Below are 16,054 nucleotides of genomic sequence, written 5' to 3'. Positions count from 1 at the left end.
ACGGGCAGGCTCACAAACCTGCCCGATCCGCTGGCCAGCGTAATGGGCCATGATCACTCGCGCCAAAGCAGCTCCCGGCCAAAGTCGTTCCGCCGACCTCTCAAGCGATGGCTACCCATTCAATCGCTCAGCGAGCTGCTCCACCCTGAGTAGGCAGCGGGCCAGGCTAGGCGAAGCCTCGGCGGCCACGCGAGGCCTCCAATACCGCTGTCCGAAATCACGAATATCGGACGCGTATGTAGGACCGACAGACGCTCCACTTCGCGGCCTCGGTACCAATCCCTCCCGAACGTCACGCTTCCGCGACTTCCGGGCGAGATTGATAATTTCCTGCTTGGGGTCACCTAGTGAGTCCGGATTCCGTGGAATCTTACTCTCTGCAACTCCAAGGAAGTCCGCAATCGCCTCCCTGTCTGCGAGTAGCCATCCTTCAAGTTCCGCAACAGCTACTCGAAATATCATGTTCGCCGATGGCCGTGGAAGCCACGTTGAGAGTTTCTCAACGACACATCCGTCAGCCGAGTCTAAGTCGACAAGAACGAACCAAGGGAAGTGCACCGCCGCACTATTGTAGGCAGGCAACTTTTTCAGCAGCGAGTCCTTGCCGTTCTTGCCCTGGATCATCTTTACCGCCAGCCCGAATTCTCGAAGAATGGCCCGGACGGCACCTTCATCGGAGATTCCTTCGACCCCCACCATAACGTGATTCATCGCTACCCCACAAAGAAGCTGAGCTGTCCAGCTTCTTCCGGTGCTGTAAGCTCTTTCAGGATATCACCCAAGGGCACGCCAGCCTCGCGCATGGTCTGTAGATCCGTCCGATCGGACAAAGCAGTTACTGTGGTGCCCTCTGCCTCTGGAATCAGGGCCAATACTTCATCGGAGCCAATCCCGGAATCATTCAAGATCTCAGGCGAATGTGAACTGACGAGGATCTGGCGGGCGGACCTTCGCTGCACCCGTGCGAACATCTGCGGAATATATCGAACCACCTCAGGGTGCAGGGAGAGCTCCGGCTCCTCGAGGAGCAGTGGCCCCTTGGAATCCGCTACAGCCCACAGCAGTCCCAGCAGACGCAGCGTACCGTCGGAAAAATGGTCCTCGGTCTGCCATGCACCATTAGGTCGCCAGTGCTGGTACTTTCCCCTCAGATGGGGAACGCCTCGGATATCTGGCTGCAACTCCAGAGTTTGTAGCTGAGGGACTGCAACTTTCAGCGCGTCCACGATCTTACGCAGCCGCGAATCACGCGTCACCTTCGGTGTCCTCGCGATCTGTTCGAGGAAGTCACCGCCAAATGGGTCGTTTTTCTTGCCGACCGACCGATCCGGCTCGCGGACGAGTTGCGGGACGATATGCATGTAGCTCAAGCTGGCAAAAAACTCGGCAACCGTTCTGAACTTCCGGTTCACATTCACCTGTTCAAGGTGAGTCTGCCTCAAGCGCTCGGCATCGTCGCGGTCACCCGCATCGGGCCTACGGAGCACGTCTTTGCCACGGTACTTCACGACCTCCGACTCGATAATCGGACGCCTGTTATTATCTTGCTTGAACTTGAGTTCATACATCCATTCGTTAGGAATTACATCGTTCCCCAGGGTCACCTTTAGGGAAATCGATGGGTACCTTCGAGCGGCAAACGAGCGGATCATGCTGACGCCGCCGCGCCTGGCGACTGCAGCCTCAAAACCACCTCCCACAGACACAATCTCGGCGAGGAAGCGAAAGCAATCCAGGAAATTTGATTTTCCCGCCGCGTTGGGGCCCACCAGGAACATCCGCTGCTGTAGGTCAACGGAGAAGCTCGTAAAGTTTCTCCAGTTGCCCACTTGGAGGCTCGTGAAGCGCATACCCCTGCGCTCAAGAGGCTCTGGAACACTCTCACCTTTTGTATCACTCATGCGTCCGCCCCCTGGGTTTCGGGAAATCGTCAACTCATCAGAGATCGTAACGCCCAGGAAGTGCATGCGTCAGCGTTTCAGCTGGCTCAGATCCTCCGATGTGACAGCGTGAGCTGTAGTGCTCGCACGACAGAAGCCCACGGCATCCGACCATGTCAGAGCCGTGGGCTTCCTCAGCCTCGCTGGTGGGCGAGATCCTTGGTCAGTAGACCGGCAGAGCGCCCCTCCCGGGCCGTCCTCGGGCCGTGGAAGGGCGCTCAACGATGACCAACGCCGACAACTGCCGACAGCTCAGCACCAGGTCAGGGCGTTGATCGATAAGACGGCCGCAGGTCACGGCCGCCGATGATCAGTTGTGGCTGTGCAGGGCGTCCGGGACGGCGACGTAGGCGGGCAGGAAAGGCCGGCAGTCGCGCCTACCGGGCGGTCATGGCCCCGCCCTCGCGATATCACTCGAACCCAGGGCTGGGCGCTGCAAAGCGCACGATACTGGGCGCAGTTGAGGGAGAGGGCTATTGGCCATGTTGAGACGGTGGGCACAGCGGCGTTACGACAGAGCTCAGGCGGAGTACTGGCAGAGCATTGAGCCCGTACTTGAGCCCGGAGAACGGAAGATTGCCAGTACGCCCGCACGGAACCTGTGGGACGGCCCTCAGGATGGCGTCCTCTTCCTCACCAACCGAACCATCTACTGGGGTGCATGGCTGGGACAGGGGCGACGGACCAGGCCCATGTTCGCGCAGGGCCTTCGGGAGTGTCCGAGCGCACGCATCGGCGAGCAAGGCACGTTGGACGTCGCAGTGAGCGGCGAGCACATTGGGGCGTTCGCCTCGTTCGCGCCAGCGCCCGGCGCCCAATCGAGCTTCATCGAGTTCTGCAAGAGCTTCGGCCAAGCCATGGAGAACAGCAGAGACCTACCACCAGCCGCGGAGACACCCTCCAGCGACGCGGCAGGCTAGGAAGCCACAGCTGACAAGGCCCGACAGGAACGCCAGTGCGTGCCCATGCCGTGCCGACGTACAGCGGCGGACAACCACGGCGGCGCGGAGTCCGGGCCGTCACTGGGCCGTCCAAGGTCAGCCGACGCCAACCAACAACGACAGAAGCCCACGGCGTCTGAGCTGGTCAGAGCCGTGGGCTTCTTCTGTCTCGCTGGTCAGCGAGACCGCTGTTTAGTAGACCGGCTTGTGTGGCTCGATCTGGTTGACCCAGCCGATGACGCCGCCGCCGACGTGGACGGCGTCCGAGAAGCCCGCGGACTTCAGGACCGCGAGGACTTCCGCACTGCGGACACCCGTCTTGCAATGCAAGACGATCTTCTTGTCCTGCGGGAGGGTCTCCAGGGCGGTGCCCATGAGGAACTCGTTCTTCGGGATCAGCCTGGCGCCCGGGATCGAGACGATCTCGTACTCGTTGATCTCACGGACGTCGATGATCTCGATGTTCTCGCCGTCGTCGATCCACTCCTTGAGCTGCTTGGGAGTGATCGTCGAGTCGGCGGCGGCCGCCTGGGCCTCCTCGGAGACGACGCCGCAGAAGGCCTCGTAGTCGATGAGTTCGGTCACGGTGGGGTTCTCACCGCAGACCGCGCAGTCGGGGTCCTTGCGGACCTTGACCTGGCGGTACTGCATCTCCAGGGCGTCGTAGATCATCAGGCGGCCGACCAGCGGCTCGCCCGTGCCGGTGAGGACCTTGATGGCCTCGGTGACCTGGATGGAGCCGATGGACGCGCACAGTACGCCGAGCACGCCGCCCTCGGCGCAGGAGGGGACCATGCCGGGGGGCGGGGGCTCCGGGTAGAGGCAGCGGTAGCAGGGGCCGTGCTCGGACCAGAACACGGAGGCCTGGCCGTCGAAGCGGTAGATCGAGCCCCAGACGTACGGCTTGTTCAGCAGCACGCAGGCGTCGTTGACCAGGTAGCGGGTCGCGAAGTTGTCCGTGCCGTCGACGATCAGGTCGTACTGGCTGAAGATGTCCATCACGTTGTCGGCCTCAAGCCGCTCCTCGTGCAGGACCACGTTCACGTACGGGTTGATGCCGAGCACGCTGTCGCGGGCCGACTCGGCCTTGGAGCGGCCGATGTCCGCCTGGCTGTGGATGATCTGGCGCTGCAGGTTGGACTCGTCGACCTCGTCGAACTCCACGATGCCAAGGGTGCCGACGCCAGCCGCGGCCAGGTACATCAGGGCCGGCGAGCCCAGGCCACCGGCGCCGACACAGAGCACCTTGGCGTTCTTCAGCCGCTTCTGCCCGTCCATCCCGACGTCGGGGATGATCAGGTGGCGGGAGTACCTGCGGACCTCGTCTACGGTGAGCTCGGGGGCCGGCTCGACCAGGGGTGGCAGCGACACGGGGACTCCGTTGGTCGGTCAATCACTACGGTTGTTCTCTCCGTAACACTGCCACGGCCTTTTTCATTCCGAGACACCCGTTCCGACACGCGAGACGATTTCGTCCCAGTAGCCGGGCATGGTCGCCCAGGGGGCCATACGGCCGCCGCGGTCCGTGCGGTCGGTGAAGTAGATGGTCCCGGCGCCCTGCCAGCGGGCGACGCGCAGCGCCTCGTCGAGATGGCCGCGGGCCACTCCGTGCACGAAGTGGCAGAAGCGCTCGGGCCCGTGGTCGGCGGTCCACTCGGCCGCCTGCGACCAGCGGTAGTCGCTCCAGGGGCCGCGGAAGGTGACCAACTGGTCGGCGCACTCGGCATAGCCGGGATACGGGTGGGTGCCGTGACCGAGAACGATGTGGGCATCGTCACGCAGGGCGCGCAGGGTGGTCACGGTGCGGCGGATCTCGGGGAGGGTGACGCGGTCGGCAGGGCAACGCTCCAGGAGGAAGCCGTCGACCTGGTACCAGTCGAGATACCGGCGGGCGTCCATGATCGTCTCGCCGAAACCGCGGGCTCCGTACCGGATGTCGAGGTGGCCGAGGACGCGGACGCCGGCGTTGCGGAGTCGGCCGGCCGCCTCCAGGCAGTGCGGGTCGGGGAGGACGCCGGGGCCGTCGGCGACGTTCAGGACGACCCAGTGCAGGGCGCCGCCACGGCGGGTGAGTTCGGCCCATTCGGTGGGGGCGAGGAGGGGGTGGGCATGGCCGGGGACACCTAAGCCGGTGCGGACGTCGGTGTCGGCCGTTCTCGCGTTCGTCCTGGTCAGATACGGCATGCCGCCTCCATCCAGATGTCGGCGAGGGACTCTTCGAGGTTGATGCGGGGGCGCCAGCCGAGGCGGTCGCGGGCGGTGCGGACATCGGCCTGCTGCCAGCTGCCGCAGCCGTCCGGGTAGGGGTAGGCGGCGGGACTGGTGTGCGTGGAGTGTGCGGCGTGCGGGGGGTGGTGCGAAGACTGCGGTGAGTGCGCGGCGTGGGAGCCGTGGGTGCCTGCGGTCCCGTGAGGTGCGTGGTCCGGGTCGGTGCGGTGGCCCAGGGGGTCCGTTGAGCGGGGGTGAGCCAGGGGTTCCGGGCGGGGGTGGCCGATGGAGGAGCGCAGGACGCCCGGGGGGCCGTCGAGTTCGTGGAGGGCGCCGCCGTAGCCGGCCACGCGGGCGAGGATCGCGGCGGCGTCGCGGAGGCGGACGGCGCGGCCGGAGCCGATGTTGATGACGCCCTGGGCGGCGGAGAGCGAGGCGGCGTGCACGGCGCGGGCCACGTCGCGTACGTCGACGAAGTCGCGTTGGGCGCCGAGGCCGCCGAGTTTGAGTTCGCCGTCGCCGGTCTGCATGGCGCGGCGCATGGCCTCGGCGAGGCGGCCGAGGGGGGAGCCGGCGGGGGTGCCGGGGCCTGCCGGGGAGAAGACGCGCAGGACCACCGCGTCCAGGCCGGAGCCCAGGACGAGTTCGGTGGCGGCGAGCTTGCTGACGCCGTAGGGGCCGCCGGGGCGGGGGACGGCGTCCTCGGCGGTGGAGGAGCCGGGCTGGCTGGGGCCGTACTCGGCGGCGCAGCCGATCTGGACCAGGCGGGCGCCGCAGCCGCTGCGGCGGAGGGCCTCGCAGACGGTGGCCACGGCGACGGTGTTGTGGCGGGTGAGTTCGCGGGCGCCGCCTCTTGTGGTGCCGGCGCAGTTGATGACGACGCCGGGATGGACGGCGTCGAGGAAGCGGGTGAGGGCGCCGGGACTGCCGGAGGCGAGGTCGAAGCGGACGTCGGCGTCGTCGCCGCGACCGAGGGCGGTGAGTTGGACTGCGGGGTCGGCGAGGAGGCGGTCGGCGACGAAGCGGCCCAGATAGCCGTTGGCTCCGATCAGTAGGACTCTCATCGGGCGGCTCCCGGGGCCGGGGTGGCGGGTCGGGAGGTTGTCATTTGGGGGGTCTCCTTTGGAAGGGGTTGTGTGGAAGGGACTCTGTGGAGGGGGTTGTGCGGTGGCCTGTGGTGGCTTTCGCAGGCGCTGGCCTGTGTGGTGCGGGTCTGCGGCGCCTGAGCGCTAGGCCACGTGCCCTGCAGGCGCCTGTGGTGCCGGTGCGTCGTGCCGGTGCGTTGTGCCGGTTCGCGCCGGTGGCGGGCTGTGCCTGCGGCGGCCCGTGCGGGTCGTGGGGGTGCGCGTGGCGCCTACGGGTGCGGGGCGGGTCGGGGCCGCGCCAGGGGGTGTCCGTCCTCGGAACGGCGCGGAATCGGTCTCTTACCAACTCGTCCGTGTTGACGCGCCAACCGCTGCGGGCGGACACCCGACACGTCCCCTTCCCTGCGTACGCGGCCATCCGTACGGGGGTTGCTCGGCTCACCATCGCGTTGCCGTCCTGGCGTGCGCCGAGGCTCGGGGCAGTTTGCGGGTGGCGTGGATCAAGAGGGCCAGGGCCGCCGTTCCGCAGGTCAGGGTCGGGATGGTGCCGGGGCCCCAGGTGTCGATCAGGGTTTCTACGGGGGCGGCCAGGAAGGCGCAGTACGGGAGGCGGGCTGCGAAGAGGGTGGCCAGGGCTGTGGCCTGGGCTGTGGCTGTTGCCATGAGGGTCACGGCGGGGGCGTGCGTGAAGCCGTGGATGGCGAGGAGGCGGACCAGGAAGAGGAGGGCGGCGAGCGTGAGGGTTTGGGGGTACGGGGCGGGTTCTCCCAGGGGGAGGGTGAGGGTGGCCGCCACCGCCGCCACCGCCGCCACCGCCGCCAGGTAGAGGGTGAACGTGCCCAGGAGGAGGGGGCGTACTGATGCGGCGAATTCCTCCAGGGCTCGGCTTGTCGCCAGTTTGTTGCGGGCCCTTGTGGCGAAGTGGTGGGCCAGCCAGGCCGCGGGGACGCAGGAGAGGGTGAGGGTGAGGAGGGGGGCCGTCGTGATGGGCCACGGGGCGTCCGGGGCGGTGGTCGGGAGGGCTTCGGGGCCTCCCGACGCGGCTGACTTGAGGAGGCCGTCGCCCAGGGCCGCGTAGGCGAGGAGCCAGCAGGTCCAGATGAGGGTGCCAGGGGTTCCGGACCCCTTTGCGCTCAGTGGGCCCCGCGTCAGGGCCGCGCGCAGGGAGAGGGCGACGGCCAGGGTGCCTGCGGTGGCCGCGAGGAGGCGGGACTGGCCGTGGGTGAGGTGGAGGGCGGCCACGGTTGCGGTGCAGGAAGTGCCGGGGAGGAGCGTGCGGAGGATCCAGGTGGCGGGGAGGCGCGAGGTCGTGGGGGGTGTGGGGGTGCGGGGGGTGTCGTTGTCGCGGGGGACCCGGGCGTACATCTCCTCCGCCAGGGAGAAGACGTCCCTGTGGCGGAAGCGGGCGGCTGTGCGGTCGGTGATGCCGTGGGCCTCCAGGCCTGCGGCGATCTCCAGGGGGTCCACCGCCCGTTCGCACAGCTCGCGGTGCCGGTGCATCAGGGCCTTCACCGGGTCCGCGGGGCCGCGGCGCGGGGTGCGGTGCGGAGCGGAGTCGGCCGGCGGCTCCGTTGTCAGGCACTGCTCCGAGCGGGCGTCCCAGGTGTCGGGGCTGCTCGGTGTGCCGGGGAGGTCGCGTTCGTGTACGTCGGTCATCGGACTGCCTCCGCCGCGGGGACGCGCGTGGCGCGTACGGGTGGGCCTGCTGCCCAGCCGGGGCCGCCGCGGGCCACCATGCGGCTCGCGGCGGCGGTCCAGCGGCCGGGGACATGGGCCTCGGCGGGGACGGCGAAGGGGAGGGGGTCGCCGGTGTCGTCGAGCGCGGCGCGGCGGTCGGGGCAGTGCGAGACGATGTCCAGGTAAATGCTGTGAAATGCCGTGATGTTCTGCTCGACGGTGAACAGTTCGAGGGCGCGGGCGCGCGCGGCGGCGCCCAGGCGCTCACGACGCTCGGGGTCGCGCAGCAGCGCCACGCACGCCTCGGCGAGCGCCCGGGGGTTGCGCGGGGGCACCACGAGCCCCGTACCGCCGATGACCTCCACCACCGCGCCGACATCGGTCGACACCGTCGCCCGGCCGCAGAACATGGCCTCGACCAGGCTGATCGGGAAGCCCTCGACGACGCTCGACAGGACGATCACGGCGCCGGAGGCGTAGGCGTCGGCGAGGGTCGGGGTCTCCGGGCCGCCGATCTCCTCGAAGGAGACGGGGTTGTCGCCGACCGCGTGCGGGCCGTCGGCCTCGTCGGGAAAGAGCTGGGCGGCGAGCGCCTTGCAGTGGGTGAGGTAGGCGGAGCCCTCGGGGCCGCCGGGGGCGCCGACGATGCGCAGCCGGGTGCCTGGTTCTTCCTTGCGGATCTCCGCGAAGGCGTGGAGGAGCGAGACCAGGTCCTTGACCGGTTCGATCCGGCCGACCCAGACGAGGGTGTCGGGGGCCGCGCGCTCCGGGGACTCCCCGACCTCGGCGAACGGGCTCGCGTCCATGCCGGGGTAGACCGTGCGCAGCTTCGTACGGTCGGCGCCGCAGCGTTCCTGCCAGCGGCGGGCGTGTGCGTTGCCGGGCGTGATGTACGCGGCCTGTCGGTAGATCTCCGCGGCGAGCCTGCCGTGGAAGGCGGCGAGCAGGGACCGCACGGCGGGCGAGGAGTCGGTGGCGGCGAGGTAGTGCGTGCGCAGCCGCACCCCGTACTCGGTGACCAGGAGGGGTACGCCGGTGAAGTGGCGGGCCAGCAGGCCGGGCAGGGCCGCGGCCCCGCCCGACGCCGCGTGGCACAGGTCGACCGAGCCGAGCCCGTCGTCCTCGTACCAGTCGAGCGAGAGGGGGCGCAGGGCGTGTTCCAGGTGCGCGGCGATGGCGAGGAGATCCGGTACGCGCGCCTCGTGCGCCGTACGGAGGGCGCCCGGCGCATGACAGGCGCGCTCCAGGGCGCGTACGGCGGTCTCGGAGCGCAGCGCGCCGACCAGTCCGCCCTCCTCGCGGGCGAGTTCGGCAAGCCCGTAGAGGGCACTGGCGAAACGGTCCGCCAAAGCGGCCGAAGACCCGTCCGAGCGCTCGGAGGCCCTGTCCCCTTCAGCGGCCGCCCCGGCGCACAGTACAGCCGCGAGCTCCCCGTAGCACTCGGCGAACTGCCGGCGCGCGCGGCGGCCGTACGCGACCCCGTCGCCCTCCGCCGCCCACAGCGGTGCCGTACGGACACGGCGGACCTGGGACGGCAGCAGGAGCCAGCCCTCGTCCTCCTGGCGCTCGCTGCGGCCGAGCGCGTAGACGTCGAACTCGTGCTGCGCGAGCCCGCGCACAAGCCGGTCGCACCAGGGACTGGCGTCACCGCTCACGTACGGATAGCCACCCTCCGTGAGGAGTCCTATGCGCACGATTGCACCCCCGATCTTCTTAAGGGGAGCCGTCGTTGGGTCGACGGCTCGCAGCGGGAAAGAACGTATGCGGACAAGCCGGTGGTGCGACGGACGGTTGTCCGTCGCACCATCAAAAGGGGTGAACGGTCGTAACTTTCCCGTACGGAAGGCGTTTTGTCGCGCTAGGAGATCAGTCGTGTACGGATCGTCATAACGTAGAAGGTGGGATCAGCTCTTCGGGTAGGGCCAGGGATTGGCCTTGCAACGGATGCCGTCGTGCTCCAGGAACTTCGTCTGCTGCTGCATGACCGGCGCCAGTTCACCGGCCTTGTCGCAGGTGACGTGGGAGTAGCCGAGGCGGTGCCCGACCTCGTGGTTGATCAGCATCTGTCGGTAGGCGTGGATCTTGTCGCCATACGTCTCCGAACCCTGCGCCCAGCGATAGGCGTTGATCATCACCCGCTCGGTGGCGGCGGAGTCGCAGGACACATTGTCGACCGTCGTGTCCAGGCCCGACTTGGCGCACCAGTCGGCGGTGGTGCCGGGGCTGGCGAGCGTGATCACGAAGTCGGGTTTCCCGGAGTGGATCCGTTCGAAAGTGCGACCGCCGTTGTGCGCCCAACTCCGGTCGTCGTTCAGCGTCTTCTGCACGGCCTGCGCGAAGAGCTCACCGTCGAGGCCGAGTCCCTGCTCCACGTCCACGCGGTAGGTGTACTTCCGCCCCGTCCCCGGCGCCTTGTCGACTCCGGGGATCGCCTCGAACTTCCCCGAGCCGTCGAGCGTCGCGCTCAGCGGGTACGTACGGTCCATCTTCTGCTCGTACGTCAGCGGAGTGGCGCTCGGCGTACCGGACGGCGTGGACCGTCCCTCCCCCCGCGACGCGGAGTCGCGGACGTCCCTGACCTGGTCGGTGGCGGACTGCGACTCCACCCCGCTGTCCTCGCCCGGGCTGGTGACCTGCCCGGCGACGATCACGGCCAGCACGGTGGTCACGGCGGCGGCCGCGATACCTGTGAAGGCGCGACCCTTGCCGCCCCTGGCGGGCGCGGGTTCACCCGTCGGGGGTGCCTCGTCGTCCGTGTCGGCTTCCGCGTCCCAGCTGGTGACGGAGGGGGTCGCGTTCGAGGGGTGTGCGGTGGAGGCAGCCGCGGGAGTGCGGCGTACGAAGACGTCGTCCTGCTCGTCGAAGGCGTCGAGGTAGTCCTGGCGTGGGACGGGGGGCGCCTGTCGCTGGCGGGGGAACACCGGAGCGCCGGTTCCCGCAGCCGTGCGCCCCCTCAACTCACCCCAGCCGCCCCCGCGTTCCCGCTCCTCGGGATGACCACCACGGACCTGGGGGAAGCCGTGGGCGGGGGTGCCGTCCGGCAGACGCGGGACGCCATGGGCGGGCGTACCGTCAGGCAGACGCGGTATCCCGCGCGCGGGAGTGCCGTCGGGAAAGCGAGGCATCCCGTGCGCCGGAGTGCCGTCCGGAAGCGGAAATCCGTGCGCCGGAGTACCGTCCGGCAGCCGGGGAACTCCATGCGCGGGAGTACCCTCCGGAAAGCGAGGCACCCCCTGGCCCGGAGTCCCGTCTGCAAAACGGGGCGCCCTCCGCGCCGGAGTACCGTCCGGCAGCCGCGGACCTCTCTGCGCCGGTGCCCCGTCGGCAAAACGGGGCACCCCCTGTCCCCGAGTCCCCTCCGCAAAGTGGGGCACCCCCCGCCCCTGAGTCCCGTCGGGCAACCGCGGCACCCCCCGCGCAGGCGTCTCCTCCGCCGCAACCCCCTGCGTCCCCGAACCCCGCTGACCCCCCGGAGGCCCGGACGCGCGGCGGCGTGGCCCCTTCTCCGTGGTCTCACCCTTGGGTGCCGGACCACGGCGGCTGTGGCGTCCCACGTCCCCCCTCAGCTCCCCGCGCTCGCGGACTCGGCCCCACCCGCGGAGACCCCACCCGCGGAGACCCCACCACCCGACACCCGCCCGGCCGAGGCGGCACCGCCGGAAGCCCCACCGCCCGACACCCGCCCGGCCGAGGCAGCACCGCCGGAAGCCCCACCGCCCGACACCCGCCCGGCCGAGGCAGCACCGCCGGAGGCCCCACCGCCCGACGCAACGCCACCGGAGGCAACATCCTCAGCCGCTCTCGCCTTGGCCTCCGCCTCTACCCCCGCCTCCGCTTCCGCTTCCGCCAGCAGTTCGCGAAACGCCATCGCCACCGTCTCCGGATACTCCATCATCGCCACATGCCCGGCGTTCGGAAGCGTCAGGAGTCGCGCGTCACGGAAAGTACGGGCGGCCTTCTGGGCCATGCGGAAGCCCACGAGCTGGTCGCGGCCACCGTAGATGAGGAGCGTGGAGGCGAGCACCCGCTCGGCCTGGCGCCACAGCCCGTGCTGGCCACCCAGCGTGTACGCGTTGACGATCCCGCGCGCGGAGCGCGCCATCGCGTCCCAGAAGTACGGCAGCTGCAGCCGCCGCTCCATCTCCTCCACGGCGTTGCGGAAACCTTCGGGCGACACGCGTTCGGGATCGCCGTAGCAGAGCGTCAGGACGCCCCGGACCCGCTGCTCGGCCGTCCAGCCGGTGGTGAACCGGGTGAAGAGCTGGACCACTCCGGGCAGCGCCAGCAGGGCCGTGGGAACGGCGGTGCGCTGGATGCGGATCTCCGGGAGCGCCGGCGACACCAGCGTCAGCGTCCGGACGAGGTCGGGGCGAACGGCGGCGACGCGGGTGGTGACCGCGCCGCCGAGGGAGTTGCCGAACAGATGCACCGGGCCGCGCCCGGAGGCGTCCAGGTAGCGAATGACCGCGCGCGCGTGCCCGGTGACCGAGTAGTCGCCGTCGTCCGGGGGCGGGGAGTCTCCGAAGCCCGGCAGATCGACGGCCTCGCAGTCGACGTCCGCGTCGAGCAGTTCCATCAGCGCCGACCAGTTCTGCGAGGAGCCGCCGAGGCCGTGGACGTACAGCGCGGGCGGCAGTCCCTCGCGCGCGGGTGGCCTCGAACGCACCGTGAGCGTGATGCCGGGCAGCCGGACCGACTTGAGCCGCTCGCCCTCCGCGACCCTGACGGGCGCCACCTTCGGGAGCACGTTGGTGGTCGGAACGTACGGCAACTCGGTCGAAGACATGCGGCAATGTTACGAGGTGATCACGCGGTGGTTCATGTGTTCGCCAACACAGACACGGAGATCACCGTCACAGCCATGAGAACCCCACACCGCTGCCGGATGCGCAGCGCGTGACGTTCCGGACGCGGATCGATAGCGTCCGGAACCTGTGTCTCCTACGCTCGTAAAGAGGGCACCCGCGTGTGGCCCCTGCTTCTCCCAGGGACGTTCGTAGGAAGGGAGCCCACCATGGCCGTTGACCCCACCGATCCCGACACCTTCGAGGAAGAGGAGACCGAGGAAGCCCAGGAGTTCGACGTCGAGGCCCCCGAGGTCGACGCGGCCGAGCAGCACGCGGACATCGTGCCCGACCGCGACGACCCGCTGACCGGCGTGGAGCCCGACCGGGCCAGCGAGGGGGACCTCGCGGAACAGGCCCGGGTCGTGAGCCTCGACGAGGATGACTATCGGTGACGAATGACGACACCAGGTGGCGTTGAGCGGAGACGAGGCCCTGCTTTGCCCGCTCTGCACTCGTTCGAAACGCTCTGGGCGACTTTCGTAGCCGTCCGGTCCGTGAAATTCTGCGCTCGCACCGCGCACAGCACGGTTACCGAAAAGTACGATGGCCGCGCGGCGCACACCGCATGTGGACGATTTTGGGAGGCGGCGTGACAGCCATCGAGCAAACTGAGGCGGCGCGCCCGCGAGGTACGCGCTTGCCGCGCCGTGCCCGCCGGAACCAGCTGCTGGGCGCCGCCCAGGAAGTCTTCGTGGCCCAGGGCTACCACGCGGCCGCGATGGACGACATCGCCGAGCGCGCCGGCGTCAGCAAACCGGTGCTCTACCAGCACTTCCCGGGCAAGCTCGACCTCTACCTGGCCCTGCTGGACCAGCACTGCGAGTCCCTGATCCAGGCCGTACGGAACGCGCTCGCGTCGACCACCGACAACAAGCAGCGCGTACGGGCCACGATGGACGCGTACTTCGCGTACGTCGAGGACGACGGCGGCGCCTTCCGGCTGGTCTTCGAGTCGGACCTGACGAACGAGCCCGCCGTGCGCGAGCGCGTCGACAAGGTCACGAACGAGTGCGCGGAGGCGATCTGTGACGTGATCGCCGAGGACACCGGCCTCTCGCGCGCGGAGTCGATGCTGCTGGCCTCCGGGCTCGGCGGCCTCGCCCAGGTGGTGGCCCGCTCGTGGTTGCACAGCGACCGCAGCGTGCCGCGCGACCAGGCGGTGCAGCTGCTGACCTCGCTGGCCTGGCGGGGCATCGCGGGCTTCCCGTTGCACGGCAGCGAGCAGTCGCATCACTGACGCCTGCGCGTTTGTTCCCGTCGGCTGTTCGCTCCTGGCGTTCTCGCGTGGAGCGTGCGCATCCCCTCACCGGGCTAATGTGTGCGGGGTACGGCGCGGACGCCCGCGCACTTCACTGACCGTTCGGAGGGACATAGCCGTGGAGGTCAAGATCGGCGTTCAGCACGCGCCGCGCGAGATCGTTCTGGAGAGCGGTCAGAGTGCCGAGGAGGTCGAGCGCGTGGTCGCCGAGGCGCTGGCCGGCAAGTCGCAGCTGCTCAGTCTCGTGGACGAGCACGGCCGCAAGGTCCTGGTCCCGGCCGACCGCCTCGCGTACGTCGAGCTCGGCGAGCCGGCACCGCGCAAGGTGGGCTTCGGCGCGCTGTAGGCGGCCGCGGACGAAGGCGGACGGGAAGGGCCCGGCGGCTTGTACGAGCCGCCGGGCCCTTCCCGTTTTCCACCGTTGTCCCGTTTCCACCGTTGTCCCGTTTTCACCGTTTCCCTGTTTCCACCGTCTTCGACGCCCCACGCACGGCTTCACAAACGGAGCACACCTCCCGCACAGAAAAGGGTTGCATTCCGCAGGTCAGGGGTAAGACGGGCTACGACTGTTTCGGGCAGGCCGGCCATGTGGGAGGACCCTGACATGCTCTTGGAAGCACTCGGCTCCGCGATCCTCGGCCTGGCCCTGTCATGGGTCTACGCCGCCCGCCTGCCGCACCGCCTCCCGGCCCGCCCCCTGGTCCTGTCGACCGGTGTCGCCGGAGCCCTCTTCGGCGCCTTCCTCACGCACAGCGCGCTGGAGGCCGGCGGCGTCCTGCTGGTGCTCCTCGGCGCGGCGATCGTCTCGGCCGCGTCCCTCTCCCTGCTGCTGCGCCCGGCGGGAAGACTCCGCCGACGATCGGCGACGGCCTGAGCCGCCGCCGCACCCGCCGCCGCCCTTGGGCAGCGCGTCGTCGCCCATAGACCGCGAGCAGCCGCTCTTGACCGCGAACCGCCGCTCTTGACTGCGAACCGCCGCCGTCAGGCAGCGAGCCCGAGGGCCGCCATCCGCTTCGTGTGCGCCTCGGTGATCCGCGAGAACATCTTGCCGACCTCGGCGAGGTCGAAGCCGTCGGCGACGCCACCCACCAGCATCGTGGACAGGGCGTCACGCTCGGCGACCACCCGCTGGGACTGGGACAGGGCCTCACCCATCAGCCGTCGCGCCCACAGCGCGAGCCGCCCGCCCACGCGCGGGTCGGCGTCGATCGCCGCACGCACCCGCTCGACGGCGAATCCCGCGTGGCCGGTGTCGTCGAGCACGGCCAGCACCAGGGAACGGGTGTCGGCGTCCAGTCGTGCGGCCACCTCACGGTAGAAGTCGCTGGCGATGGAGTCGCCGACGTAGGCCTTGACCAGCCCCTCCAACCAGTCCGACGGCGCCGTCTGCTTGTGGAAGCCGTCGAGCGCGGCGACAAACGGCTCCATCGCGGCGGTCGGCTCCTCACCGATCTCCGTGAGCCGGTCGCGCAGCCGCTCGAAGTGGTGGAACTCGGCCGACGCCATCTTCGCCAGCTCCGCCTTGTCCTCCAGCGTGGGCGCCAGCTTGGCGTCCTCCGCGAGCCGCTCGAACGCCGCGAGCTCCCCGTACGCGAGCGCGCCCAGCAGGTCCACGACCGCGGCCCGGTACTGCGGATCGGCGGCGGCGGTCGCCCAGTCCTGGGCGGCGACCCCGGTGTGTGCGGCGGCGTCGGTGGTCTCGGCGGCGTGCTCAGGCTTGTCAGAGGTCGTCATGAAGCGCACAATAGCCCGCTCGCCGCGGGGTGGAAGTCCCTGGTCAATCAGTGTGGCCACGAGGACGCCAAGGAACGCGCGCACAAGTGTGACGATGACTACGTCACCGAATCGGCCATCGCATGTGCGCGATTCCGGGGTATGGTGGTAATGCGCCTGCTGGTACGACGACGTCTTCGCCGTACCTCGACAGGCCGCACGTATGAGGATGCCCGGTCGGTGGCCCGATCGGCTCCGACCTGACAGCCCTCCCTGACCGTACGGCACTGTGCGTACGACGATCGGAGGGACCCCTCAGCGGTACGAACGCTGGAGCGTTGGCAGAGGTCCCGTGTCCTACGGCGCGCCCCTACGGCGGCCGACG

At 69.3% G+C, this 16,054-nt stretch carries 13 protein-coding genes; 4 read left to right on the top strand and 9 right to left on the bottom strand.

Translation table 11 applies throughout. The annotated features are described in order from the left end of the window. Window positions 1–713: 713 nt before the first annotated feature. The 8 genes from KWI83_RS36305 to KWI83_RS36270 all read right to left on the bottom strand — a co-directional run bounded on the left by KWI83_RS36305 (window position 714) and on the right by KWI83_RS36270 (window position 12,637). The gene (locus tag KWI83_RS36305) at window positions 714–1,901 is read right to left on the bottom strand and encodes an AAA family ATPase (protein ID WP_218518632.1); all 1,188 of its coding nucleotides are present in this window, start codon (window positions 1,899–1,901) and stop codon (window positions 714–716) included. Window positions 1,902–3,073: 1,172 nt separating this feature from the next. Further along, entirely contained in the window at window positions 3,074–4,252 is a 1,179-nt protein-coding gene (gene moeZ, locus KWI83_RS36300) for an adenylyltransferase/sulfurtransferase MoeZ (RefSeq protein ID WP_218518631.1), read from the bottom strand. Window positions 4,253–4,315: 63 nt separating this feature from the next. Next, entirely contained in the window at window positions 4,316–5,065 is a 750-nt protein-coding gene (locus KWI83_RS36295) for a spherulation-specific family 4 protein (RefSeq protein ID WP_218518630.1), read from the bottom strand. Beyond that, window positions 5,053–6,153, bottom strand: coding sequence for an NAD-dependent epimerase/dehydratase family protein (locus KWI83_RS36290; protein WP_218518629.1), 1,101 nt, complete (start codon window positions 6,151–6,153; stop codon window positions 5,053–5,055). Before KWI83_RS36290 ends, KWI83_RS36295 begins: the two co-directional genes overlap by 13 nt. 459 nt (window positions 6,154–6,612) lie before the next feature. Further along, window positions 6,613–7,830 carry a hypothetical protein gene (locus KWI83_RS36285; RefSeq protein ID WP_218518628.1) on the bottom strand — a complete coding sequence of 406 codons (1,218 nt, stop codon included), beginning with the start codon at window positions 7,828–7,830 and terminating at the stop codon, window positions 6,613–6,615. Continuing rightward, complete coding sequence (locus KWI83_RS36280) at window positions 7,827–9,545, bottom strand: DUF3492 domain-containing protein (protein WP_218518627.1); 1,719 nt, start codon at window positions 9,543–9,545, stop codon at window positions 7,827–7,829. The genes KWI83_RS36285 and KWI83_RS36280 overlap by 4 nt, the downstream gene beginning before the upstream one ends. A gap of 210 nt (window positions 9,546–9,755) precedes the next feature. Next, window positions 9,756–11,405: a DUF3152 domain-containing protein gene (locus KWI83_RS36275; RefSeq protein WP_218518626.1), complete on the bottom strand. Its 1,650-nt coding sequence runs from the start codon at window positions 11,403–11,405 to the stop codon at window positions 9,756–9,758. A gap of 8 nt (window positions 11,406–11,413) precedes the next feature. Next, the gene (locus KWI83_RS36270) at window positions 11,414–12,637 is read right to left on the bottom strand and encodes an alpha/beta fold hydrolase (protein WP_218518625.1); all 1,224 of its coding nucleotides are present in this window, start codon (window positions 12,635–12,637) and stop codon (window positions 11,414–11,416) included. 228 nt (window positions 12,638–12,865) lie between these two features. On the opposite strand from KWI83_RS36270, the gene KWI83_RS36265 reads away from it, so the two are divergent. The 4 genes from KWI83_RS36265 to KWI83_RS36250 all read left to right on the top strand — a co-directional run bounded on the left by KWI83_RS36265 (window position 12,866) and on the right by KWI83_RS36250 (window position 14,830). Then, window positions 12,866–13,090 carry a hypothetical protein gene (locus KWI83_RS36265; protein WP_218518624.1) on the top strand — a complete coding sequence of 75 codons (225 nt, stop codon included), beginning with the start codon at window positions 12,866–12,868 and terminating at the stop codon, window positions 13,088–13,090. Between the two features lie 197 nt (window positions 13,091–13,287). Continuing rightward, window positions 13,288–13,935: a TetR/AcrR family transcriptional regulator gene (locus tag KWI83_RS36260; protein WP_141314580.1), complete on the top strand. Its 648-nt coding sequence runs from the start codon at window positions 13,288–13,290 to the stop codon at window positions 13,933–13,935. A gap of 139 nt (window positions 13,936–14,074) precedes the next feature. After that, on the top strand, window positions 14,075–14,302 hold the full coding sequence (locus tag KWI83_RS36255; protein WP_073940165.1) for a DUF3107 domain-containing protein: 228 nt from the start codon (window positions 14,075–14,077) through the stop codon (window positions 14,300–14,302). A 258-nt stretch (window positions 14,303–14,560) separates the two neighbouring features. Further along, entirely contained in the window at window positions 14,561–14,830 is a 270-nt protein-coding gene (locus KWI83_RS36250) for a hypothetical protein (RefSeq protein WP_218518623.1), read from the top strand. A 107-nt stretch (window positions 14,831–14,937) separates the two neighbouring features. On the opposite strand, the gene KWI83_RS36245 is transcribed toward KWI83_RS36250, so the two are convergent. Further along, on the bottom strand, window positions 14,938–15,699 hold the full coding sequence (locus KWI83_RS36245; RefSeq protein WP_218518635.1) for a ferritin-like fold-containing protein: 762 nt from the start codon (window positions 15,697–15,699) through the stop codon (window positions 14,938–14,940). Between the last annotated feature and the right edge of the window lie 355 nt (window positions 15,700–16,054).

The sequence above is a fragment of the Streptomyces sp. TRM70350 genome (genome assembly GCF_019219825.1).
GTDB lineage: Bacteria > Actinomycetota > Actinomycetes > Streptomycetales > Streptomycetaceae > Streptomyces.
This window is presented reverse-complemented; position numbering and strand designations above follow the sequence as displayed.